This is a genomic window from Streptomyces sp. NPDC050625, from assembly GCF_040654755.1.
Lineage (GTDB): Bacteria > Actinomycetota > Actinomycetes > Streptomycetales > Streptomycetaceae > Streptomyces.
In genome coordinates this window covers 337,664-360,516 of record NZ_JBFAIQ010000007.1, presented here as the reverse complement: position 1 = coordinate 360,516, position 22,853 = coordinate 337,664, and the positions used below count along the sequence as shown (strand labels likewise).

At 70.8% G+C, this 22,853-nt stretch carries 23 protein-coding genes; 8 read left to right on the top strand and 15 right to left on the bottom strand.

Annotated elements, in window-relative coordinates; genetic code table 11:
• The first annotated feature begins 287 nt into the window (after positions 1-287).
• The 3 genes from AB0I54_RS19665 (at position 288) to AB0I54_RS19655 (ending at position 2,289) form a co-directional block, all read left to right on the top strand.
• On the top strand, positions 288-509 hold the full coding sequence (locus tag AB0I54_RS19665; RefSeq protein WP_363297281.1) for a hypothetical protein: 222 nt from the start codon (positions 288-290) through the stop codon (positions 507-509).
• Positions 510-582: 73 nt separating this feature from the next.
• Positions 583-1,776 (top strand): TerD family protein, encoded by a 1,194-nt coding sequence (locus AB0I54_RS19660; protein WP_363297439.1) that lies wholly within the window; start codon positions 583-585, stop codon positions 1,774-1,776.
• 144 nt (positions 1,777-1,920) lie between these two features.
• Positions 1,921-2,289 (top strand): VOC family protein, encoded by a 369-nt coding sequence (locus AB0I54_RS19655; RefSeq protein ID WP_363297280.1) that lies wholly within the window; start codon positions 1,921-1,923, stop codon positions 2,287-2,289.
• A gap of 27 nt (positions 2,290-2,316) precedes the next feature.
• On the opposite strand, the gene AB0I54_RS19650 is transcribed toward AB0I54_RS19655, so the two are convergent.
• The 5 genes from AB0I54_RS19650 to AB0I54_RS19630 form a co-directional block, all read right to left on the bottom strand.
• Entirely contained in the window at positions 2,317-3,333 is a 1,017-nt protein-coding gene (locus tag AB0I54_RS19650; RefSeq protein WP_363297279.1) for a 1-aminocyclopropane-1-carboxylate deaminase, read from the bottom strand.
• Positions 3,334-3,347: 14 nt separating this feature from the next.
• Complete coding sequence (locus AB0I54_RS19645; RefSeq protein WP_363297278.1) at positions 3,348-3,995, bottom strand: GntR family transcriptional regulator; 648 nt, start codon at positions 3,993-3,995, stop codon at positions 3,348-3,350.
• 123 nt (positions 3,996-4,118) lie between these two features.
• Positions 4,119-5,699 (bottom strand): TROVE domain-containing protein, encoded by a 1,581-nt coding sequence (locus tag AB0I54_RS19640; RefSeq protein WP_363297276.1) that lies wholly within the window; start codon positions 5,697-5,699, stop codon positions 4,119-4,121.
• A 497-nt stretch (positions 5,700-6,196) separates the two neighbouring features.
• A complete protein-coding gene (locus AB0I54_RS19635) occupies positions 6,197-7,648 on the bottom strand; it encodes an alkaline phosphatase PhoX (protein WP_363297274.1) in 1,452 nt (483 codons plus the stop codon).
• 257 nt (positions 7,649-7,905) lie between these two features.
• Positions 7,906-9,333, bottom strand: a complete 1,428-nt coding sequence (locus AB0I54_RS19630) for a hypothetical protein (protein ID WP_363297273.1) — start codon at positions 9,331-9,333, stop codon at positions 7,906-7,908.
• A 269-nt stretch (positions 9,334-9,602) separates the two neighbouring features.
• On the opposite strand from AB0I54_RS19630, the gene AB0I54_RS19625 reads away from it, so the two are divergent.
• Positions 9,603-11,429, top strand: coding sequence for an endonuclease/exonuclease/phosphatase family protein (locus AB0I54_RS19625; RefSeq protein WP_363297272.1), 1,827 nt, complete (start codon positions 9,603-9,605; stop codon positions 11,427-11,429).
• A gap of 15 nt (positions 11,430-11,444) precedes the next feature.
• Here AB0I54_RS19625 and AB0I54_RS19620 read toward each other — a convergent pair whose 3' ends face one another.
• The 5 genes from AB0I54_RS19620 to AB0I54_RS19600 form a co-directional block, all read right to left on the bottom strand.
• Entirely contained in the window at positions 11,445-12,182 is a 738-nt protein-coding gene (locus tag AB0I54_RS19620) for an SRPBCC domain-containing protein (protein ID WP_363297271.1), read from the bottom strand.
• Between the two features lie 17 nt (positions 12,183-12,199).
• Positions 12,200-12,808 carry a helix-turn-helix domain-containing protein gene (locus tag AB0I54_RS19615; RefSeq protein WP_363297269.1) on the bottom strand — a complete coding sequence of 203 codons (609 nt, stop codon included), beginning with the start codon at positions 12,806-12,808 and terminating at the stop codon, positions 12,200-12,202.
• A gap of 102 nt (positions 12,809-12,910) precedes the next feature.
• The gene (locus tag AB0I54_RS19610) at positions 12,911-13,267 is read right to left on the bottom strand and encodes a DUF3618 domain-containing protein (RefSeq protein ID WP_363297268.1); all 357 of its coding nucleotides are present in this window, start codon (positions 13,265-13,267) and stop codon (positions 12,911-12,913) included.
• 71 nt (positions 13,268-13,338) lie between these two features.
• On the bottom strand, positions 13,339-14,058 hold the full coding sequence (locus tag AB0I54_RS19605) for a hypothetical protein (protein WP_363297267.1): 720 nt from the start codon (positions 14,056-14,058) through the stop codon (positions 13,339-13,341).
• Positions 14,055-14,189, bottom strand: a complete 135-nt coding sequence (locus tag AB0I54_RS19600) for a hypothetical protein (RefSeq protein ID WP_363297266.1) — start codon at positions 14,187-14,189, stop codon at positions 14,055-14,057. The genes AB0I54_RS19605 and AB0I54_RS19600 overlap by 4 nt, the downstream gene beginning before the upstream one ends.
• A 172-nt stretch (positions 14,190-14,361) precedes the next feature.
• Here AB0I54_RS19600 and dapA point away from each other — a divergent pair, with 172 nt between their 5' ends.
• Positions 14,362-15,264 (top strand): 4-hydroxy-tetrahydrodipicolinate synthase, encoded by a 903-nt coding sequence (dapA, locus tag AB0I54_RS19595; protein WP_363297265.1) that lies wholly within the window; start codon positions 14,362-14,364, stop codon positions 15,262-15,264.
• Here dapA and AB0I54_RS19590 read toward each other — a convergent pair whose 3' ends face one another.
• Together AB0I54_RS19590 and AB0I54_RS19585 are read right to left on the bottom strand one after the other, a co-directional pair.
• Positions 15,265-16,476 carry a WD40 repeat domain-containing protein gene (locus AB0I54_RS19590; RefSeq protein ID WP_363297264.1) on the bottom strand — a complete coding sequence of 404 codons (1,212 nt, stop codon included), beginning with the start codon at positions 16,474-16,476 and terminating at the stop codon, positions 15,265-15,267.
• On the bottom strand, positions 16,473-17,030 hold the full coding sequence (locus tag AB0I54_RS19585; RefSeq protein WP_363297438.1) for a SigE family RNA polymerase sigma factor: 558 nt from the start codon (positions 17,028-17,030) through the stop codon (positions 16,473-16,475). Before AB0I54_RS19585 ends, AB0I54_RS19590 begins: the two co-directional genes overlap by 4 nt.
• 138 nt (positions 17,031-17,168) lie before the next feature.
• Between AB0I54_RS19585 and AB0I54_RS19580 the strand changes: the two genes are divergently transcribed.
• The gene (locus tag AB0I54_RS19580) at positions 17,169-17,669 is read left to right on the top strand and encodes a hypothetical protein (RefSeq protein WP_363297262.1); all 501 of its coding nucleotides are present in this window, start codon (positions 17,169-17,171) and stop codon (positions 17,667-17,669) included.
• Between the two features lie 56 nt (positions 17,670-17,725).
• Here AB0I54_RS19580 and dapD read toward each other — a convergent pair whose 3' ends face one another.
• The 3 genes from dapD to AB0I54_RS19565 all read right to left on the bottom strand — a co-directional run bounded on the left by dapD (position 17,726) and on the right by AB0I54_RS19565 (position 19,649).
• A complete protein-coding gene (dapD, locus tag AB0I54_RS19575; RefSeq protein WP_363297261.1) occupies positions 17,726-18,715 on the bottom strand; it encodes a 2,3,4,5-tetrahydropyridine-2,6-dicarboxylate N-succinyltransferase in 990 nt (329 codons plus the stop codon).
• Positions 18,716-18,792: 77 nt separating this feature from the next.
• Positions 18,793-19,329, bottom strand: a complete 537-nt coding sequence (locus AB0I54_RS19570) for a TetR family transcriptional regulator (RefSeq protein WP_363297259.1) — start codon at positions 19,327-19,329, stop codon at positions 18,793-18,795.
• Positions 19,329-19,649, bottom strand: a complete 321-nt coding sequence (locus tag AB0I54_RS19565; RefSeq protein WP_363297258.1) for a multidrug efflux SMR transporter — start codon at positions 19,647-19,649, stop codon at positions 19,329-19,331. Before AB0I54_RS19565 ends, AB0I54_RS19570 begins: the two co-directional genes overlap by 1 nt.
• Positions 19,650-19,864: 215 nt before the next feature.
• Between AB0I54_RS19565 and AB0I54_RS19560 the strand changes: the two genes are divergently transcribed.
• A complete protein-coding gene (locus AB0I54_RS19560) occupies positions 19,865-21,667 on the top strand; it encodes an endonuclease/exonuclease/phosphatase family protein (RefSeq protein ID WP_363297257.1) in 1,803 nt (600 codons plus the stop codon).
• Between the two features lie 277 nt (positions 21,668-21,944).
• Entirely contained in the window at positions 21,945-22,814 is an 870-nt protein-coding gene (locus AB0I54_RS19555) for an AbfB domain-containing protein (protein WP_363297256.1), read from the top strand.
• Positions 22,815-22,853 lie beyond the last annotated feature (39 nt).

Here is a 22,853-nt window from a genome sequence, read left to right as displayed (position 1 = left end):
CAGCCCCTCCGGCGATTGACCTCACCCCAGCCCCCCGGCGATTGACCTCACCCCCCCAGCCCCTCCGCCGATTGACCTCACCACAGCCCCTCCGGCGTTTGGCCTGACCCCAGCCCCCCGCCGATGGACCTCACCCCAGCCCCTCCGGCGTTTGAGGAGCGGGGGTCCAGGGGGGCGGAGCCCCCTGGCGGGGTCGAAGGGGCGGAGCCCCTGGGGATGGGACGGGTAGGGGCGGCGGGGGCGAAGACAACTGGGCCAGCCCCCACCGGCCCCCCTACCATCCCCGCATGCCACGCCCCCAGGGATTCACCTACGAAGCCCACGCAAGCGGCACCGTCCGCATCACCCACCACAACCGCCCCGCAGCCACCCTGAACGGCGCACGAGCGGCACGGTTCCTCGCCGAGGTGGACGCCGGAGACCCGCAGCTCGTCATGGCCCGCTGGACCGGAAACTACCGCCGGGGCAACGAACACACCGCCCGCAACCACCCCCGCAACACCCGCTGAACCGGATCGTCCGAATGGTCGCCGGGTAAGGGAACGGTAAAGCGGTCCCGCTCGTTCACCCGGCATGACAGCTATGACCCCCGGCTCGAACATCCCCCTGTCCGCCGCCCGCGTGACGGTGGACGTCGCCGCACCGGTGCGGCTCGACGTATCGAGCCTGCTGCTCACCGCCGACGGCAAGGTGCGCTCCGACGACGACTTCATCTTCTACAACCAGCCGAGCGGCCCGGGCGTGACGTACCGCTCGGGAGGCGGCACGGCCCCCGACGCGATCACGGTCGACACCACCGCCGTACCCCCGGGCATCGAGAAGATCGTGGTCACCGCGAGCCCGGACGCCGCGGGCCAGACCTTCCAGGGCATCGAACCGACGGCCACGATCCGCAACGCCGACGACAACACCGTCCTGGCCACGTTCACGCCCCCGCAGCTCGGCACCGAGACGGCGCTGGTGGTCGTGGAGATCTACCTCCGCAACGGCGCCTGGAAGGCCCGCGCGGTCGGCCAGGGCTATGCCAACGGGCTCGCGGGCATCGCGACCGACTTCGGTGTGACCGTGGAGGAACCGGCACCGGCCCAGGTCGCGCCGCCGCAGCCGATGGCCCCGCCGCCGCCCGCGGCGCAGCCGTCGATTGCACCCCCGCCGCCCGCCGCGCCCCCGGCCCCGCCCGCCCAGGCGCCCGGCACCGGGAAGATCAACCTCGACAAGGGCCGGGTCAGCCTCCAGAAGAACCAGACCGTGTCCCTGGTCAAGGGCGGCAGTCCGCTGCTCTCCCGGGTGAAGATGGGCCTCGGCTGGGAGCCGGCGTACCGCGGCAAGAACATCGACCTGGACGCCTCGGTCATCGCTTACGGCCCGCAGCGCAACCACATCGACAGCTGCTACTTCGGCAAGCTGACGATCCTGAACGGCGCGGTCAAGCACTCCGGCGACAACCTCACGGGCGAGGGCGGGGGCGACGACGAGGTGATCGTGGTCGACCTCGGCAGGCTCCCGCAGGAGGTCACCGGCCTGGTCTTCACGGTCAACTCCTTCTCCGGCCAGAAGTTCACGGAGGTCGCCAAGGCCTACTGCCGTCTCCTGGACGCCACGACCGACGAGGAACTGGTCCGCTTCGACCTCACCAACGCCGAACCGCAGACCGGCGTGATGATGGCCAAGCTCATCCGGCAGTTCTCCGGCGAGTGGGACATGACCGCGATGGGCGACTTCGTCAAGGCCCGCACGGTCCGCAACATGGTGAAGCCGGCGGCACAGGCGCTGTAACCGACCACCCGACGCCCACGGGCGCCCCCGACTCCAGGGGGCGCCCCGCGTCAGCGGACCGGATCCGACACAGCGGAGTGGCCGATGAGTTCACCCTCCTTGAACGGTCTACCCGGCGACACGACCGTTCTCGACAGGAGCGCCATGTCCACCATCCAGCCAGTGATCTTGACTGCCGACCACGACGTCCTGCTCGGCTTCTATACGAAATTGTTCGGCGCCGAGGAGATCTTCCGGGTACCGGCAACAGGCCCGGCCTTCTACCTCGGCCTGCGCATCGGCGACACCGACCTCGGGCTGGTGGCCAAGGAGGACCCGGGGACCGGAGCGGCACCGCGGATCCTGCTCAGCATCGGTGTCGACGATGTCGACGAGACGCTCGGCCGGGTGGCGGCGCTGGGCGGCTCGGTCCGCAGTGGCCCCAACGACATGCCGTGGGGCCAGCGTGTCGCCCACATCCAGGACCCCGACGGCAACCCGGTGAACCTCACTCAGCCGATCCCGGCCCGGTGACCACCTGCGACAGAGGCCGCAGGTCGGCTAGAACAGGGCGCTGTAGGCGTTGAGTGCGGGCTGGCCGCCGAGGTGGGCGTAGAGCACGGTGGAGTCCCGGGCGATCTCCCCGCGCCCGACCAGATCGACGAGCCCGGCCATCGACTTCCCCTCGTAGACGGGATCGGTGACCATGCCCTCGGTGCGGGCGGCGAGCTTCATCGCCTCCAGTGTGGAGTCGTCGGGGATGCCGTAGATCCCCGCGTGATAGCGCTCGTCCAGTTCGATGTCCGACTCGGTCAACTCCTGCTCCACGCCGATGAGTCGGCCGGTGTTGTGCGCGATGCGCGCGATCTGTTCCCGGGTGGCGGCGGGCTTGGCCGACGCGTCGATGCCGATCACCCGCCGCGGCCGCCCGCCCGCCTCCTCCAGCGCCCGGAACCCCGCGACCATGCCGGCCTGGGTCGAGCCGGTCACCGAGCACACGATCACGGTGTCGAAGAAGACGTCCAGCTCCCGCTCCTGCTCGGCGACTTCATGGGCCCACCCGGCGAACCCGAGCCCGCCGAGCGGATGGTCGGAGGCCCCGGCGGGGATGGCGTACGGCTTCCCGCCCGCCTCCTCGACCTCCCGCAGCGCCTGCTCCCAGCTCTCCTTGAACCCGATCCCGAACCCGGCCCGCACCAGCCGTACGTCGGCCCCGGCGAGCCGGCTGATCAGGATGTTGCCGACCTTGTCGTACACGGAGTCGGGCCACTCCACCCAGCTCTCCTGCAGCAGCACGCACTTCAGTCCCGCGCGGGCGGCGACGGCGGCGACCTGCCGGGTGTGGTTGGACTGCACCCCGCCGATCGACACGAGCGTGTCGCAGCCCTGCGCGAGGGCGTCCGCGACCAGGTACTCCAGCTTGCGGGTCTTGTTCCCGCCGTACGCGATCCCGGAGTTGCAGTCCTCCCGCTTGGCCCACAGACGGGCGCCGCCGAGGTGGGCGGTGAGCCGTTCCAGGGGGTGCACCGGGGAGGGGCCGAACAGGAGCGGGTAGCGCTCGAAGGAAGACAGGGACACGGGGCCTCCTTGGATCAGTCGGGGTCGGCCAGGTCGGCGAGGGTGCGCCAGATGTCCGCCGTGACACGGACCGCCGCCTCCGCGTCACCGTCCGCGCAGGCCTCGATGAGCCGCTCGTGCAGCCCGGCCGAACGGCACGAGCCGCCCTCGCCGAAGCGCCGCCGCTCCAGCCGGCGGATGAGCGGGGTGTAGCGGGCGACGGTGGCGGCGGCCGCACGGTTGCCGCTCACCCGGACCAGGACGTCGTGCAGTTCGTCGTCGGCACGCAGGGCCCCGTCCACGTCACCGGCCCGTACGGCGGTGTCGAAGCGCTCGTTGGCCGCGCGCATGGCGTTCAGATCCGCCGGGCGCAGCCGGGGTACGGCGACCCTGGTCGCCAGTTCGTGCATGGCGCCGACCACCGCCGCCGCGTCCCGTACGTCGGCGGCGACGACCGGGGTCACCCGGGTGTAGCTCTGCGGCTTGCTCTCCAGCAGCCCTTCGTCGACCAGCCGCGCGAACGCCTCCCGCACCGGAGCCCGGGACAGCCCGAGCCGCTCGGCCAGGTCGGCGTCGCGGACCACCGCGCCGGGTTCGATCTCCCCCGCCACGATGGCGTCCCTGATGGACTCGTAGGCGCGGTCCCTCAGCAGGGTGCGGTGCAGCGGTCGTAGGGCCTCCATGAACTGAAATGTTAGATGTCAGGTTCCTTGCGGACAAGGGTGTGGCCCGCACCCCCCGTAGAAGTGCGGGCCACGACTGTCGAGCCACGGCGTGGAGCCACGACTGTGGAGCCACGGCGCGGCTCAGGCGGTCCAGGGCCAGTCGGCGTCCCGGGCGGACTCAAGCAGCGGCACCATGCGGAAGGCCGCGTCCGACAGGCCTCCGAAGGTGTGCCGGTTCCCCTTGCCCGACGGGCCGTGGCCCGCCCGGTAGCCGGCCAGGTTCCAGGTGTAGACCGGGACGCCGGCCGGGACCTGCTGGGTCGGGTCCCCGTACTGGCTGTACACGTACTGCTCGTCGGTGACGATCAGTACCCGGTCCTGACCCCGGTAGTGCGCGCGGATCGCCGAGGTGGTGTCGGTACCGCCCAGGTCACCGAAGCGGCCCAGGATCTTGAGCACCGACTCGCCCTTGTCGAACATCAGACGCCGGCTCGTGGTGCCGAACTCGACGAGGTCGGCGTCCGCCGCCCGCACCGCGAGCGCCGTGCCGAAGATCGCCGCCGCGTCGGCCCGGTTGAGCTCCGAGCGGTCCGACAGCCGCGCCCACATCGAGCCCGAGCGGTCGACGAGCACCAGCGTCCGCCCGGGCAGCGCGGGCACGTTGGCCAGCGAGTGACCGAGCGCCTGCTCCAGCGGGTACGCCCAGCGCAGCGACGGGGCGTGCTGGTACGCGGCCAGGTACCGGAAGGGGTACTGGCGCGAGCGCGCCACCTCCGCCGGGTCGCTGATCTTCGCCGCGACCCGGGCGGCCACCTCGTCCGAGACTCCCGCCTCGTCGAAGTTCCGCAGGTTGCGGACCAGCGCCATCGCGCCCATGGACGGGATCACGGCCTCCCAGGCCGCCTTGTCCATCGGGCCCTGCAGCCAGCCGGCCAGCGCCTCCCAGGTGATCCCGGCGGCCGCGAGCCGCTCGGCGCCGTCGGGCGCCGTGACGACCGCCCGGCGCTCCCGCACCGGTAGCGCCATCAGCTCGCGGTGCGCGGTGAGGACGCGGTTCGAGGCGGGCGGCACGGCGGTGTCCGGGTTGTGCCGGCGGTCCAGCGCGTACTGGAACAGCTCGCCCTGCCACGGCTTGTCCGGGTCCGGCGCCGCGTGCACGAGGTTGAGGATGTCGCCGAAGCGGTAGCCCTTGGACGCGGTGTCGTACTTCAGCAGGGACTTGCCGTGGTAGAGCCGTCGTACGGCATCGGCGATGCCGCGCTTGACCGGCTTGGGGACGGTGCGGCCGTAGGTCGCGGTCCAGTAGGCGAGCAGCTCGCCGGGCTCGTCCGGACGCCGCAGCACGGAGGCGATGACCTGCCGGTTGGCGGGACCCTCGGTGACTCCGGCCGCCAGGCGCGCCTTCACGTACTCGGCGGCGCCCACGATCGCGGCGGTACGGATGTTGCCCTCGCCGCGCAGCCAGCCGAGCAGGCCGGCCGTCCAGGACGGGTCGGTTACGGCGAGCTCGCGCACGAGCGCGGCGAACCGGTCGTCGCGGTCGGCGCCGCTCTCGTAGAAGGTGCGCTGCGAGACGAAATTGGCGACGGCCAGCAGAAAAAGCTCGGAGCGCGCGTCCCGCTCGTGGCCGCGGCCGCCCTCGTATGTACGGAGCACTCGCCCCGTGGACGTCACCCGCGAGGTCGGCTGCGCCTTGGCGGCCTTGGTGTTGAATCGCGCCATGCTGAATTCCCCCGAATTCATTCTTCGTTTCGGAGGGAGGCGCAGCGAAAGGAGGGTGCCCGAGTTCAGGGGTCGGCGACGGACTCAGCCAGGTGCTCTGCCCAATTGAGCTACACCGACCCGAAGTCGATGACGGGACTCGAACCCGCAACCGCCCGATCCAATGAAGTAACCGCTGCCTGCGCACCGGGCACCCACCTTGAGCTGCGCCTCCCGAGATCAATTCGGCTGCGGCACTGGATTCTCTTTGCAAAAGAAGTAGCCGCTGCCTGCGCACCGGGAGGTGCATGAAGTTGTGGTGTCCAGAGATCGAGGTCGGCGGAACCGACAAAGGTGCTCTAACCCCTGAGCTACACCGGCCCGTTGTACCGGTGGCGGGACTCGAACCCGCGGCCGCCCCATTATGAGTGGAAGTAGGTCCTGCCTTCGCACCTGGACGTTCATCACTCTAGGAGGGGGCCGCGGGACGAGCCAATGAATTAATTCCCGTCAGAAGGTCAGCCGCGCTTCTGACGCTTCCAGGGCCCCGTGATGGCCAGCATGATGCCCGGGTCCTGGATGTTGGCGAACAGGGTCTTTCCGTCGGGGGAGAAGGTGACGCCGGTGAACTCGCTGTACTCGGGCTTCTCGGCGGTGCCGATGTTCAGGTCGTTGCGGGCGATCGGGTAGGTGCGGCCGCTGTCCGTGGCGCCGAACAGGTGCTGGACGCCCTCGCCGTCCTCGGCGATGACGAGGCCGCCGTACGGGGAGACGGTGATGTTGTCCGGGCCGTCGAAGGCGCCGTCCTCGGCCGGGTCGGGGTTGACGCCGAGGAGCACCTTCAGGGTCAGGGTGCGGCGCTTGGGGTCGTAGAACCAGACCTGGCCGTCGTGCTGGACGGGGCTCTCCGCGCGGGCGTACGAGGAGACGATGTAGGCGCCGCCGTCGCCCCACCACATGCCCTCCAGCTTGCGGGCGCGGGTGACCTGGCCGGCGGTGAACTGCTTGCGCACGGAGGTCGTCTTCGCGTCGCGGTCGGGGACGTCCACCCAGTCGACGCCGTACACGGTGCCGATCTTCGTGGCGCGGGAGAGGTCGTCGACGAACTGGCCGCCGGAGTCGAAGCACTTGAAGGCCTGGAGCACGCCGGCGTCGTCGGCGAGGGTGCGCAGCTTGCCGCGGCCGTGGCGGAAGCCCTCCGGCGGGGTCCAGCGGTAGAGCAGGCCGTTGGGGCCGGCGGCGTCCTCGGTGAGGAACGCGTGCCCGCGCTTGGGGTCGATGACGACCGCCTCGTGGGCGTAGCGGCCGAGGGCCTTGATCGGCTTGGGGTCGCGGTTGGCCCGGCGGTCCTCCGGGTCGACCTCGAAGACGTAGCCGTGGTCCTGGGTGAAACCGTTCTTGCCGGCCTTGTCCTCGGTCTCCTCGCAGGTCAGCCAGGTGCCCCAGGGGGTGCTGCCGCCGGCGCAGTTGGTGGCGGTGCCGGCGATGCCGACCCACTCGGCGACCTCGCCGCCGCGGCGGACCTCGACGACGGTGCAGCCGCCGGCCGCCGCCGGGTCGTAGACCAGGCCCTCGGTGAGCGGCACCGGGTGCGGCCACTGGGCGCGGGCGCCGGCGAGCTCGTGGTTGTTGACCAGGAGGGTGGTGCCGCGGGGGCCCTCGAAGGTGGCGGTGCCGTCGTGGTTGGACGGAGTGAACTCGCCGGACTCCAGCTTGGTCCTGCCGCTGTAGGTGATGATCTTGTAGGCGAAGCCCGCGGGCAGGGCGAGGATGCCGTTCGGGTCGGAGACCAACGGGCCGTAGCCGACGCCGTGGTGGCCACCGCGCGCGGACTCCGCCTCGTCGTTGTCGATGTCCGTGGCGGCGAGGGCGTTCGGCGCGGTGGCGAGGGCGCCGACGCTGCCCGCCAGCGCGACCCCGGCACCGGTGATCGCGGATTTTCTGGCGAAGTCCCTGCGGGTGAGCGACATGGTGTCTCCTGTGACGGTGGTAGTGCCGTGGAGGGTGGCGAGCCTCGGTCGGCGAAACGTTCCCGCCCGTCCGTGAACGCGAGTTGAACACCGGGCGACCGCAACAGGCCCGCTTCCATGAATCCGTATACGTTTTCCCACGGGACTCAAAAGTCACTCCGGCCCGGGGAGGTGTCGACAAAGGCCCAGTCCGCACCTACGGCTTCAACGGCGCGACCCACGTCCGGCGGGCGTGGGTCGCGCTCGTGCGCTCGCGATCAGTACCCCTGCTGGGAGCGGGCCTTGAACGCGGCCTTGCGCGCCTCCTTCGCGACCCTCTTGTCCGGGTGCAGACGCCCCATGGCCTCCAGCACGTCCGCCGTCGCCGGGTGCTCCACGCGCCAGGCGGTCGCGAAGAAGCCGCTGTGCTGCTGGGCCAGGCCCGCCACCAGGGCCCGCAGTTCCTCGGAGTTGCCCTCGGCCTGGAGCTGGGCGGCCACGGTGTCGATGGTCAGCCAGAACACCAGGTCCTGGGACGGCGCGGGCACGTCGGGGGCGCCCCGCTCGCTCAGCCACACCCGGGCCAGGCCGCCGAGCTCGGCGTCGTCGAGCACCTCCCGCAGCGCGGGTTCGGCCTCCGCGCCGACCAGTGACAGCGCCTGCTGGCAGCGCAGCCTGCGCAGCGGCGCGCCGCCGTCACCGCCCCGGGCGGCTGCGAGCAACTCCCGTGCCGCTGCGAGGGGTTCGCGGTGGGACAGCCACTGCTCGGTCTCGGCCAGGGCCGCACCCGGTGGGAACAGGGAGGTGCCGTCGAGCAGGACGTCGGCGCCCTTGTCGGCGAGTTCACCGACCGCGGGCGCCTCGAAGCCGGCCTCCAGCAGCCGCGCCCGCAGCCCGTACACGCCGAGCGGGGTGAGCCGGACCATGCCGTAGCGGGCGACGTCGGTCTCGTCGACGGGTGCTGCCGGCTCCTCGTCGGCGTCGGCCATCAGCGCCTCGTCGACCGGCTGGTACTCCACGAGCCCGGCCGGCTCCAGCATCCGGAACTGGTCGTCGAGACGCATCATCGCGTCGGAGACCTGCTCCAGGACGTCGTTGGTGGGCTCGCCCATGTCGCTGGGCACGATCATGGAGGCGGCGAGGGCGGGCAGCGGCACCGGGGCCTCGCCGGGGCCGTCCTCCCGGACGGTCAGCAGATAGAGGTTCGCGAGGACGCCGTCGAGGAAGTCCGCCTCGGCCTCCGGGTCCCAGCCGAGTGACGCGAAATCGACCTCGTCGCCGTCGTCCAGCGCGTCGACAACCCCGTCCAGATCGGGCACGGTCGCATCGGCGACGACGGCCTCCAGGGCCGTGAGCCACACCGCGAGCACGTCGTGCGGCGAGCCGGCGGTGAGCAGCGTCAGCTCCTCCCCCGCCGCCACGGTGCCGGCCTCCTCGTCGACCACCTCGACCAGCCCGGTGTCCACGGCGACCCGCCAGGCCTCACTGGCGTAGGCCGCGGCGTCGTCCCCGGTCAGCCCCAGCGTCTCGGCCGCGGCCGGCAACTGCTCGTCGACCAGGCCGCCCCCGGCGTCCACCCGGGTCTCAGGCCCCGCCCAGCGGGCGAGCCGGGCCGCCCGGGAGAGCAGCGGCGTGGACAGCGCGGCGCGCGCCAGCTCCGCTTCGGGGTGCAGCCGCGCCGGCGGCAGGGGGGAGCTGTCTGACATCGGCTGGTTCTCCTCGGGCCATGAAAGGACTCAGCCGCTCAGCCTAGACGGATTTCCACCCATGCCGCCCGGTTCATCTCTCCTTCGGCCTCCGTACATGGCCGAAACCTTGACAACTGCCTTGATCAGGCAGGAGATTGACGCGCGTAGAAGTCGGGGGACAACTGTTCACTGTATTTCTACGCGTGTCACACTGCCGCCGCGTGTCATGCGCACTCCATTTGTCCAGCCTCGTCCCGGCGCTCACGTTCATCCCCGGAGGGATCCCCTTGCCGAGCAGGTCTTCCGCGCGTCTCGCCGCGCTCACCGTAGCCGCGGTCTGTTCCGCGGCGTCCACCGTCGTCCTCACGTCGCCCGCGCACGCGGACACGGTGCGCATCCATGACATCCAGGGCAGCACCCGCATATCGCCGTACGCCGGCCAGAAGGTGACCGACGTGCCGGGCATCGTCACGGCCACCCGCACCTACGGCTCCTCCAAGGGCTTCTGGCTCCAGGACCCGACCCCGGACGACAACCCGGCCACCAGCGAGGGCGTGTTCGTCTTCACCAGTTCCACGCCGAAGGTCGCCGTCGGTGACTCGGTCACGGTCACCGGCACGGTCTCCGAGTACGTCCCCGGCGGCGCCTCGTCCGGCAACCAGTCGCTCACCGAGCTCACCAAGCCGGTGATCACCACCATCTCCACCGGCAACGCGGTCCCGGCCGCCACGGTGATCGACGCCAAGTCGGTCCCGGCGGAGTACGCCCCCGCGGGCGACACCGCGGCGAGCGGCTCGATCAACGCCCTGACCCTGGACCCGTCGAAGTACGCCCTGGACTACTACGAGTCCCTGGAGGGCATGAACGTCCAGGTCGCCGACACCCGTGTGGTCACCGCGACCGACCCGTACAGCGAGCTGTGGGTCACGGTGAAGCCGCGCGAGCACCGCACCCACCGGGGCGGCACGATCTACGGCTCCTACGAGTCCCAGAACACCGGCCGTCTGCAGATCCAGTCGCTGGGCTCGACCGCCGACTTCCCGAAGGCGAACGTCGGCGACACTCTGGAGGGCACCACCACCGGCCCGCTGGACTTCAACCAGTTCGGCGGCTACACCCTCGTCGCGAGCAAGCTCGGCACGCTGCAGAGCGGCGGCCTGGAGCGGGAGACGACCCGCAAGCAGGCGCGCGGCGAGCTGGCGGTGGCGACGTACAACGTCGAGAACCTCGACCCGTCGGACGCCACCTTCGACAAGCACGCGGCCGCGATCGTGAACAACCTGCAGTCGCCCGACATCGTGTCCCTGGAGGAGATCCAGGACAACAACGGCGCCAAGGACGACGGCACGGTCGACGCGAACGAGACCGTCGACAAGCTGATCGACGCGATCGTCGCGGCGGGCGGCCCGAAGTACGACTGGCGCTCGATCAACCCGGTCAACGACCAGGACGGCGGCGAGCCCGGCGGCAACATCCGCCAGGTGTTCCTGTTCAACCCGGAGCGGGTGTCCTTCGTGGACCGCGCGGGCGGCGACTCCACCACCGCGGTCGGTGTCACCAAGGTGCGCGGCAAGGCCCAGCTGACGGCCTCCCCGGGCCGGATCGACCCGACGAACGCGGCCTGGACGAGCAGCCGCAAGCCGCTGGCCGGCGAGTTCGTCTTCCGCGGCCAGACCGTCTTCGTGATCGCCAACCACCTCAACTCCAAGGGCGGCGACCAGGGGCTGACCTCGCAGTACCAGCCGCCGGTGCGCAGCTCGGAGATCCAGCGCCACGCACAGGCGACCGAGGTGAACGCGTTCGTGAAGGACATCCTGTCCGTGCAGAAGAACGCGAACGTCATCGCGCTCGGCGACATGAACGACTTCGAGTTCTCCGAGACCACGCAGATCCTCGAAGGTGACGGCGAGCTGTGGTCGGCGATCAAGTCGCTGCCGAGGAGCGAGCGTTACACCTATGACTACCAGGGCAACCAGCAGGTCCTGGACCAGATCCTGGTGAGCCCGTCGATCCGGCGCGGCTGCGACCTCGACTACGACTCCGTGCACATCAACTCGGAGTTCAACGACCAGATCTCCGACCACGACCCGCAGGTGCTGCGGTTCCGTCCGTAACCCGGTCCGGGGACCTCAGGACCGGCTGAACACGCCGTTCAGCCAGTCCTGCCAGGCGCTCTCGTTCGTCTCGGCGTCGGCGTCCGGCGCGAAGTCGTGGACGCTGATGCCGAGCGGCGCGCCCCAGTGGCCGCGGCCGAAGAAGCGGATGAGGGCGCTGTCGGTGCGCAGCCCGATGAAGTACGGGTTGCGGTAGTCGAGTACGGCGTCCAGGGTCCGTCCGCCGGGCCCCTGGGCGGTGACCTTCGTGCCCGCGGCCGTGTCGTCCGCGAGGCCGAGCGCACGGCCGACGGCGGCGAGCGCCCGCGGTGTCTGCGAGGCCGCGGGCCCCTCCAGCTGGGCGAAGGTGACCGGGCGGGGCGCGAAGTGCGTGAGGTACTCGCACAGGGTGTGCAGATAGAAGTTGGTGTGCTTGCTCGCGCCGTCGTACTGGTTGTTCCAGTCGTCGGTGAAGATGCCGCTGTGGACATAGCGCACCCAGGCGCGCCGGCCCTCGTCGCGGGGCTCGATGGTGTAGTCGAGCTGGTTGAGGGACTGGATCGAGAAGCCGACGTCCTCGCTGCGGTTGGTGTAGCGGTGGGGCGGGTCCCAGGCGGTGACGGTGGACCCGAAGGGCCCGCTGCCGCCCACCCGCGGCTCGGGCGGGTCCATCGGCCACAGATAGCCACCGGTTCCGGTGGTGACCGCCTCCCACACCTTCTCGGGCGGGGCGTCGACCTCAAACTCGCGGACGATCTCGAATTCCTTGGGCATGGTGGGGCTCCTGCGGACTACTGGTCCAGTTCGGGGGTGGGCCGGTCCTTGACCGTGGGATGGATGGCGACGACGATCCGGTGGTCCCGGCCGCCCTCCGTGTCGGGGGCGTCGTACTTGCGGATCAGGGCGCTGACGCCCGCCGTCAGTTCCTGGGCGAAGGCCGCGCGGTCGGCGGCCGTGGCGAAACGGACCTCGCCGTCCAGCGCGTAGGTCGCCAGCGGCTTGCGCGCCTTCGTCGCGCCGGTGATCAGCGCGCCGACGTCCCGCACCAGGCGGGCGCCGAGCGCGAGCAGCCAGCGCGCGGAGAACTGGTCGCGGAAGCGGTCCGGGTCCGGCTGCACCGGGGCGAGCGCGAGCGGCGAGATGACGTACGACGCCGCGGTCGCGCGCATCAGCCGCTCGGTGACATTGCCCTTGCGGCGCTCCCCGGCCAGTTCGACCAGGCCGTGCCGCTCCAGTGCCTTCAGGTGGTAGTTCACCTTCTGCCGGGGCAGCCCGACCTTGCCGGCCAGCATCGTGGCCGACGCGGGCTCGGCGGCCAGCTCGGCGAGCAGTCTGGCCCTGATGGGGTCCAGGGAGACGGCTGCGGCCTCGGGGTCCTCGATCACGGTCACGTCCAGCATGCGTCCACACTCTCACCGAAAACTTTTTTTGTCCAGGTGAGTGGAATTTTCGGTGAGAGGGCCGATTCGGCTCGGCCGCGAGTCGGTCGGCCACGAGCAGGCTCAGTGGTGACCGCGACGACCGTGGTGGCCGTGGTGGCCATGGCTCCTGTGCCGCAGGGCGCCCGCCGCGACGACCGCCGCGCCCGCCGCCCCGACGAGCAGCACCGACCGCGGGGCGTGGGCGGCCCTGTCCTGGACGGTGTGGCCCGCCTGCGCGGCGCCGCTGCGCAGCTGCACGGTCATGGCGCCCGCCTTGTCCCTGAGGTCGGCGGCCCGGGCCCGGGCGCGCCCCTTCAGGTCTCCCTTGTCCGTCAACCCCTCAGCAGTGTCGCCGGGTTGGCTCCTGGTCTGGTCGAGCTGTTGCCGCAGTTCCTCGGGACCCTTCGCGCCGGCCCCCTGCGGAGTCCTGTCCGTCATCGGTGCACTCTTTTCGCGGTCTTGGGTTTCCACTCGGTTCCGGAACATCCGGGTACCCCGAGCGGTGACCGTTAGCCCTTGTCCCCGTTGGCCTCTCCCCCGGCCCCATGCTCCCCGAGCCGGGCCAGCTGGGTCTGGAACCAGTCGAGGCGGGCCTGCAACAGGGCCGCCTCGGCGGCGAGTTCGGGAACACCGAGGCCCTCGGGCCCGGCGAGGTCGGCCAGACCGACGAGGCCGGCGACGGGGAGGGCACCGTCACGCTCCGCCACGACCCGCAGCCCCTCCCCGGCCAGCCGGGCGAACGCGGCAAGCGGGACGGACGTACGCCCGCGCACGCACCCCGCGCAGGCGGCGGCCAGGGCGCGCCGGCCGGGCCTGCCCCAGCCCGCGTCGGCCAGCGCGGCCGCGGGCGCGCCGCACGCGCAGGGGCCGACGGTGGCCGTACGCACCCGCTGCCGGGCATAGCGGAAGCCGCGCTCGAAGCGGATGTAGGCGCCGAGGACGGAGACCTCCAGCAGGACGGCCGCCCGGTGCTCCGTGGTGCACAGCAGCGCCTCGGCGGCCGTACGGTCGTGCACGCAGTGGAAGCCGCAGTCGCACAGCCGCGCGGGCGGGCGGTGCCGTCGGCCGTAGACACAGGACGCGTCGTCCAGCACTCCGTACGGCAGCGCGGCGCCCAGCGACACACCGGTGAACCCGGCCCGGGTGCCGTCCTGGGACAGCACCGGGTGGGCGATCTTGTATCCGGTCGGCGGCTCCGTCGGGCGTTCCGTGGGGAGCCGCAGCCTCATCGGGCGACCGGGGCCTCTTCCGGCACGGACGCCGCCGGTTCGACGGTCTCCTCGAGAAGTTCGAGGTCTTCTTCGTGGACGAGCGGCCGCTCCTCGGCGACTCCGGTGGCCAGTGCCTTGCCGAGCTTCATGGCGCCTCCCATGACCTGGGGTCGGTGACCGTCCGGCCCATAGTGACCCATGAGCGGCCGAGTTGGACATAGGGCCGGAGGCCGCCACAGGAGGATTATTTCAGTGTTGCTTAGTGATATATCGTAGAAGAATTAAGTAGAGCTTCACGATTGTCCTGCCGAGACTACTCCCATGACGAACCCGGGCAAGACCAACGCTCCCTTCGGCCGCACCCTCTGCGCGATGATCACTCCCTTCACCGAGTCGGGCGCGCTCGACCTCGACGGTGCCGGGAGACTTGCCGACCGGCTGGTGACGGACGGCTGCGACGGGCTGGTGCTCAACGGGACGACGGGCGAGTCACCCACGACGACGGACACGGAGAAGGCGGAACTGGTCCGGGCCGTCCGGACGGCCGTCGGCGAGCGCGCCTCGATCGTCGCGGGTGTCGGCACCTTCGACACCCGGCACACCGTCGAGCTGACCCTCGCGGCCGAAAAGGCGGGCGCCGACGGGGTGTTGGTGGTCACGCCGTACTACAGCAGGCCGCCGCAGGACGCCGTGGAGGCGCACTTCCGTACGGTCGCCGACGCGAGCGGCCTGCCCGTGATGCTGTACGACATCCCGGGCCGCACCGGCACCCGTATCGAGCCGGAGACGATGATCCGGCTGGCGGAGCACCCCCGGATCATGGCGGTCAAGGACTGCTCCTACGACTTCCTCGGCACCCAGAAGGTGCTGGCGCGCACGGAGTTGGGGTACTACGCGGGTTGCGACGAGCACATCCTCGCCCTGTACGCGGTGGGCGCGGCGGGCTGTGTGAGCACGGTCGCGAACGTCGTACCGCGCCACGTCGCAGAGATCCTGGAGGCGTTCGAGGCGGGCGACACGGCCCGCGCCGCCCGGCTCCAGCAGCGGGTCACCCCGCTGATCGAGGAGATGACGGCCGCGGGCCTGCCGGGCACGGTCACCGCCAAGGCGCTGCTGAACGCGCTGGGCCGGCCCGCGGGTCCGGTCCGGGCACCCCTGCGGCCCGCCGGCCGGGAGGCGGCCGACGGGCTGCGGGCGGTGTACCAGGAGTTCATGGCGGTGTGATCAGCGCTCGGCGAAGACCGGCTCCCAGGCATGGCGCACCAAGTGGCCGTTCATCTCGTCGACGCCGCTGAGCGGTACGACCTTGTCGCTGCCGATGGTGACCAGCACGAGCCGGGGCCGGTACGGCTCCTCAAGGCTCGTGACCCGTTCCCAGGCGATGAGCCGCTTGTCGTCGGCCCAGGCGAGCAGATGGCCTCCGCGGACCTTGGTGATCTCCTTGCCCGTACGGGGATCACGGATCGAGGAGTACGACTTGCCGGGGGCGACCTCCTTCGTCAGACCGAGGGCGGCGAGCCGGCCGTTCGGGGACAGCCGCGCACCGACGTCCCACCGCAGGTACTTCTCGTTCGCGGGGGCGGCGACCTCCTTCCCGGCGAGGTCGTAGAACTGCTCCGCACCGTCGTGGTCCCCGACGACCCTCGCGTACACCAGGGCACCGTCGCGGCTGAAGGCGAAGTCCTCGCGGGCGTTGACGTTGCGGCCCGCCGCGACACCGCTCCAGGAGCCCTTGCCGGAGGCCACGTCGATGACCCAGAAGCCGGTGCGGACCTTCGCCCCGAACCGGGGCGCCCAGGTCCTGCCCGGACCGCTCCTCTCGTACAGGTCCGGGTTCTCCGTGTACGTCGTGGCGACCAGCTTGCTGCCGTCGCGCGAGAACGCCAGCCCACCGACACCGTGGTCCACCGGGATCCACCGCTCGACCTCCCCCGTCGCGAGGTCGAGCAGGCCGATCCGAGGGGCCGGCAGATGACGCTCCAGCACGGCGGCGGTGCGCAGGCCCGGGGCGACGGCGACGAACTGCCACCGGGTGTCCTTCTCGTACCGGCCCGTCTTCGGGTTCAGCAGCCAGTACGTGTGCGCGCCGATGCCACGGCCGTCGCTCTGCCGGACGACTTTCGTCGTGGAGTAAGCGGCCAGCACCGCGCTCCCGGCCGCGATCATGTCGCGCGGCGGCGACTGGTCCTGGTCGGCGGACACCCCGTCCTGACCGAGCACCCTCGCGGGCCGCGCCTCGCCCCTGCCGGAGTCCAGCAGCGGCACCCCGACCGCCACGGCGACGACCGCGGCGGTGGCCACGGCGACGGACACGAACCGGCGGGCGCGGCGGCGACGCCGTACGGCCAGGACCCGGTCGGCGAAACCGTGCCCGAGCGGCTGCTGTTCGGCCGCGTGTTCCCGCAGGGCGTCACGCACCAGTTCCTCGACGTTCACGACCGCACCTCCACGGGCGAGTAGTCACGGGACGGAAACTTGCTGCCGCCGTCCGGGCCGAGCGCGGCCAGCTCGGGCGCGAGGGCGCGCAGCCTGGCCAGGGAGCGATGGGTGGTGGAGCGTACGGTGCCCACGGAGCAGCCCAGCATCCGGGCCACGTCGGCCTCCGGCAGATCCTCGAAGTAGCGCAGCACCAGCACGGTGCGCTGGCGGGCGGTGAGCCGGGACAGCGCGGCGCGCAGCACGAGGCGCAGCTCGGCGGCGCCCGAGGCGTCCGGGGCGTGGCCCGCCTCCGGCGGCTCGGCGACGGTGACCTCCCGGCGCCGCCACTTCAGCCGCCAGCGGCTGATCTGCTGGCGGTACAGGATCTGCCGTACATAGGCCTCGGGTTCGTCGATCCGCTGCCAGCGGCCCGCCGCCTTGACCAGCGCGTTCTGCAGCAGGTCCTCGGCTGCGTGCCGGTCTCCGCCGGTCAGCAGCACGGCCGTCCTCAGCAGGGCCGACGAACGGCCGGCCACGAACTCCCGGAACCTCTCCTGTGCCTGCGCATCCATCGTCACCTTCACATCCTGGGCGGACCCTGTGCCCGGCCCCCGCACCCCTTGTGACGCGCGCGGGATTCCGCCGCTATGCCTGCCGCGTCCGAAGAAATTCCATGGGCCCTTGGACCGGGGGCGCCGTACGTTGTCCCCATGAGCCGCCCCCTGCTCTTCCTCGATGTCGACGGCCCCCTCAACCCGTACGCGGCACAGCCCGAGCGACGGCCCGAGGGCTACACGACGATCAGGGTGGCCGTGGACGGGCGCACACTGCGGGTGTGGCTCAACCCCGGCCACGGCCCGGCGCTGCTGCGTCTCGGCTACGACCTGTGCTGGGCGACCACGTGGATGGACGCCGCCAACCGCTATATCGCCCCGGTCGTCGGCCTGCCCGAGCTGCCGTACGTCGACTTCGGCAGCGGACTGTTCGCCCGGCGACCCGACGAGGTCCACTGGAAGACGGAGGCGATCGTGGCGTACGCGCAGGGCCGCCCCTTCGCCTGGGTGGACGACGAACAGAGCCCGGCCGACACGACGTACGTGACCACGCACCACCCCGGCCCCGCACTGCTCCACCACGTCAACCCACGCATCGGCCTGCGCGAGGCCGACTTCACGGCACTGGCGGAGTTCGCGGCGGACTTCCCCACCTGACATGAACCGAGCGCCCTCCCGTCGACTGCGGAAGGGCGCTCAGCACGATGCTTCGCTCAGTTGTGGCTGTGCAGGATCTCGTTCAGGCCGCCCCACACCGCGTTGTTCGGGCGGGCCTCGACCGCGCCGGTGACCGAGTTGCGGCGGAAGAGGATGTTGGAGGCGCCGCTGAGGTCGCGGGCCTTGACGATCTGGCCGTCGGGCATGGTGATCCGGGTGCCCGCGGTGACATACAGGCCGGCCTCGACCACGCACTCGTCGCCGAGCGCGATGCCCACGCCCGCCTCGGCGCCGACCAGGCAGCGCTCGCCGATGGAGATGATCACGTTGCCGCCGCCGGACAGCGTGCCCATGGTGGAGGCGCCGCCGCCGATGTCCGAGCCGTCGCCGACCACGACGCCCGCGGAGATACGGCCCTCGACCATGGAGGTGCCGAGCGTGCCGGCGTTGAAGTTCACGAAGCCCTCGTGCATGACCGTGGTGCCCTCGGCGAGGTGGGCGCCGAGGCGGACCCGGTCGGCGTCGGCGATGCGGACGCCCTTCGGGGCGACGTAGTCCGTCATGCGCGGGAACTTGTCGATCGAGGTCACCTGGAGGTGCAGGCCCTCGGCGCGCGCGTTCAGACGCACCTTCTCGATGTCGTCCACCGCGACCGGGCCCAGCGAGGTCCAGGCGACGTTGGCGAGGAAGCCGAACATGCCCTCCAGGCTCTGGCCGTGCGGCTTGACCAGGCGGTGGGACAGGAGGTGGAGGCGAAGGTAGACGTCGTGCGCGTCGATCGGCTTCGCGTCGAGGGAGGAGATGACCGTGCGGACCGCGACCACCTCGACGTTGCGGCGGGCGTCGGGGCCGATCGCCTGCGCGGCGCCCTCGCCGAGCAGCTCCACGGCCTTCTCGGCGGACAGCGACTCGGTGCCGGACGGACCGGGCTCCTCGACGAGCTCGGGGGCGGGGAACCAGGTGTCGAGGACGGTGCCGTCGGCGGCGATGGTGGCCAGGCCGGCGGCCACGGCGCCGGTGGTACGGGGAGCGTTCGTGTCGGTCATGAGGGAAAACTAACGCGAGGGGGGTCGTGCGGGCCAACCAGTGAGCAGGGCGTCTCATGGGCCGGTCGCGCTCTGCGTCAGGGAATCACCCGCGCCAGTACCTCCCGCGCGTACTCCTCGTCGTAGGCCGCTCCCGTCAGCAGCACCTGCAGGCAGATGCCGTCCATCAGGGCGAGCAACGCCCGGGCGGTCACCGGGTCCGTGTGCGCGGCCAGTCGCCGGGCCGTCTCCTCGGTCCACTCGGCGGCTACGGGGCGCAGGGCGGGGCGGCGCAGGGCCGCGAGATACAGCTCGTACTCCAGCTCGACGCCCGGGCGGTCTCCGCCGAGCCACTCCCCCAGCACCCGTGCCAGCCCCGCCGCCAGTTCGCCCCCGGAGTCGTCCAGGACGCCGCTGCCCGCGAGGGCCTTGGCGAAGCCCTCGTTGGTCTGGCGCAGTGCGGCGACCATCAGTTCGTCGAGGGTCGTGAAGTGGTACGTCGTGGAGCCCAGCGGGACGTCCGCCTCGGTGGCGACGGAGCGATGGCTCAGCCCGGCGATGCCCTTCTTGCCGACGACCCGGATCGCCGCGTCGATGATCCGCTGCCGCCGCTCGGGGTCGTAGCGCCGGGCCATCAGTGCGCACCGCCCAGGTTCAGCACCACCACGCCCCCGATGATCAGCACGATCCCGGCGACCTTCGCCACGCTCAACCCCTCGCCGAACAGCATCAGTCCGATGACCGCGATGGTCGCGGTGCCCACCCCGGCCCAGATCGCGTACGCCGTGCCGATCGCCACGGTCTTCAGCGTCTGGGCGAGCAGGGCGAACGAAAGCACATAGCCCACGGCCGTCAGCAGCGAGGGCCAGAGCCTGCTGAAGCCGTCGCTGTACTTCATCGCGGTCGTGGCCGCGACCTCGGCGGCGATGGCGCCGGCGAGCAAGAGGTATCCCATGTGTACAAGCGTACATAACCCGACGACGGCAGTACATCCATGAACGACCTCGCCGCATCCACAAGGGCTTCGATGACACGCGTAGCTGCCGTACGGGGAACACACTCCGTACATCCACGGGTAACTCTGAGCGAATAGAACTTCCGCGACCAGTCGCGCTCATGTACGTCCAGGCACCAACCAGCTCCACCCATCCGCTCGTTGAAGGGACGCACATGGACAGAAAGCTCGGGCTCACGGTCCGCGGGGCGGCAGCCGGGCTGCTCGCCTCGGCCTCGCTGATGGCACTGCCGTCCGCCGCGCACGCGGCGACCTACACGATCTCCGCGATCCAGGGCACGACCCGGATCTCGCCGTACAACGGCTCGACGGTCACCACGACCGGTATCGTCACCGCGATTCGTTCCACCGGCTCCTCGCGCGGCTTCTGGATCCAGAGCGCGAGCGGCGACGGCAACGCGGCGACCAGTGACGCGATCTTCGTCTACACGGGGTCCAGCACGCCGAACACGGCGGTCGGCAACAGCATCACGATCACCGGCAGGGTCTCCGAGTACATCCCCGGCGGCACCTCGTCCGGCAACCAGTCGCTCACCGAGCTGGGCAGCGCGAGCTGGAGCACCAACTCGACCGGGAACGCCCTCCCCGCGGCCGTCACGATCAGCGACGCGACCGTCCCGGCCGCCTACACCCGCACCAACAACGGCGGTTCGATCAACTCGTTCACGCTGGACCCGACGACCTACGCCCTGGACTACTACGAGTCCCTGGAGGGCATGCGGGTCAGCGTCGGCAGCACGCCGGTGGTCGGACCGACCAACGCGTACGACGAGATGTGGGTCAATGTGAAGCCCGCGCAGGTGAACTCGGCCCGCGGCGGCTCCCTGTACTCCTCCTACAACAGCCAGAACTCCGGCCGGCTGCAGATCACCACGCTGCTGTCCTCGGCCTTCCCGACGGCGACCGTGGGCGACACGATCTCCGGCGCCACCGGCGTCCTGGACTACAGCGCGTACGGCGGCTACTCCCTGAACGCCACTTCGGTCGGCACGCTCACCTCGGGCGGGGTCGGCAAGGAGACGACGGCGGCCCAGTCGCCGGGCCAGCTGTCGGTGGCCACGTACAACGTGGAGAACCTCGACCCGACCGACCCCGCCTCGAAGTTCAGCGCGCTCGCCCAGGGCATCGTGAACAACCTCAAGTCGCCCGACATCGTGGCGCTGGAGGAGGTCCAGGACAACGACGGCCCGACGGACAACGGCGTCGTCTCCGCCACCACGACCCTCTCCATGCTGACCTCCGCGATCAGGACGGCGGGCGGCCCGGCCTACTCGTACACCCAGATCAACCCGCGGAACGACTCCGACGGCGGTGAGCCCGGCGGCAACATCCGCCAGGTGCTTCTGTACAACCCCGCACGGGTGGGCTTCACCGCCCGCGGCAACGCCACCGCCAGCACCGCCAACTCGGTGACCAGCGTGGGCGGTGTGGCGCAGCTGACGTACAACCCGGGCCGGATCGCCCCGGCCGACTCGGCCTGGTCGGCCAGCCGCAAGCCGCTGGCCGCGGAGTTCACCTTCGGCGGTCAGAAGTACTTCGTGATCGCCAATCATTTCGTCTCGAAGGGCGGTGACTACGCGCTGCACAGCCAGTACCAGCCGCCGACCCGGTCGTCCGAGACGCAGCGGGGCAGTCAGGGTTCGGTGGAGAACTCGTTCGTGGACTCCATCCTGGCGGCACAGTCGGACGCGCATGTGATCGTGCTCGGCGACCTGAACGACTTCCCGTTCTCCACCGCCGTGTCCAATCTGGAGGGCGGCGTGCTGACCGACCTGGTGGACACACTGCCGGCGTCCGAGCAGTACACGTACGTCTACGACGGCAACTCCCAGGTCCTCGACCACACCCTGGTCAGCTCGTCGATCACGTCGCACGACTACGACATCGTGCACATCAACAGCGAGTTCTCGGACCAGACCAGCGACCACGACCCGCAGGTTGTACGCATCACCCCCTGAACACAGGGCGGGTGGCGGAGCAGGTAGCGGAGCAGTCCGGCCGGATCGGGCCGGACTGCTCCGCTCGTTCATGGAAACGGGTTTCTCCTCAGACGGTGATCCCCGCACAAGGGCGGCCCCGTTGCCCGGACCACGAATGTGGGTTGGTTTGATTTTCATAGAAAACGCTCGCTGAAATGGCTCCCAGCAGCCCCTCGGCTCCACTAGAGTTCCACCACTCGATCACCTCACCCTCACATCCCCGGCCGCCGCCCTGGGCGCCGCTGGAGGAACACGCATGCCCGAAACCACCCCCCACCCTCCCGGGAACCAGCCATGGCAGAACGGCTGGGTCCCCGACACCTCCCGGGCCCCCGGAACCCGAAGACTCTGGCTGGCCGGTGGGCTGGCCATCGCCACGATCGTCGCCTGCACGACCGCAATCGTCGTGAACCGCCAGGCTCCTGACGACACGGCATCCCCGGTGCGGTCCGCCGCGCCCACCGACGACGGACCCGGCCTGCTCTCCTTCGCCTCGCCCTCGTCGGGTACGACCCCCGCACCCAAGGGCAAGACCGGCATGTCGTCGGTGATGCCTCCCGCCGCCTCGGCCACCGCCACGGACGGCGACGGCGAACCGAAGTCCACGGCCTCCGCATCGCCCTCCAAGTCGCCTGCCTCACACGGCGGTTCGGGTGGCTCGGACGGCTCCGGAGGATCCGGGGACTCGGGCGGCTCGGACTCCTCCTCCGTCTGGTCGTCCGTCCGCTCGGTGAACTACCCCGACCGCTACTGGCACCTGAGCGGCGGTTACGTGAGGCTCGACCCGATCGGCTCCGTCTCGGCCCGCCGCGACGCCACGTTCAAGGTCGTGGGCGGCCTGGCCGACGGCTCCTGCTACTCCTTCGCCACGGCCGACGGCGGCTATCTGCGGCACCGCAACTTCCTGCTGCGCGCCGAGCGCAACGACGGCTCGTCCCTGTTCCGGCAGGACGCGACCTTCTGCCCCCGCGCCTCCGCCTACTCCGGCGCGGTCATGCTGGAGTCGGTCAACTATCCGGGCCGCTTCCTGCGCCACCAGAACTTCCGGCTCAAGCTGGACCCGTACCAGTACGGCGACCTGTACCGGGCCGACTCCGCGTTCCGGCTGGTCGACGGACTGGCCTGAGCGCGAGAGCGAGAACGCGAACACCAACGGGAACGCGAA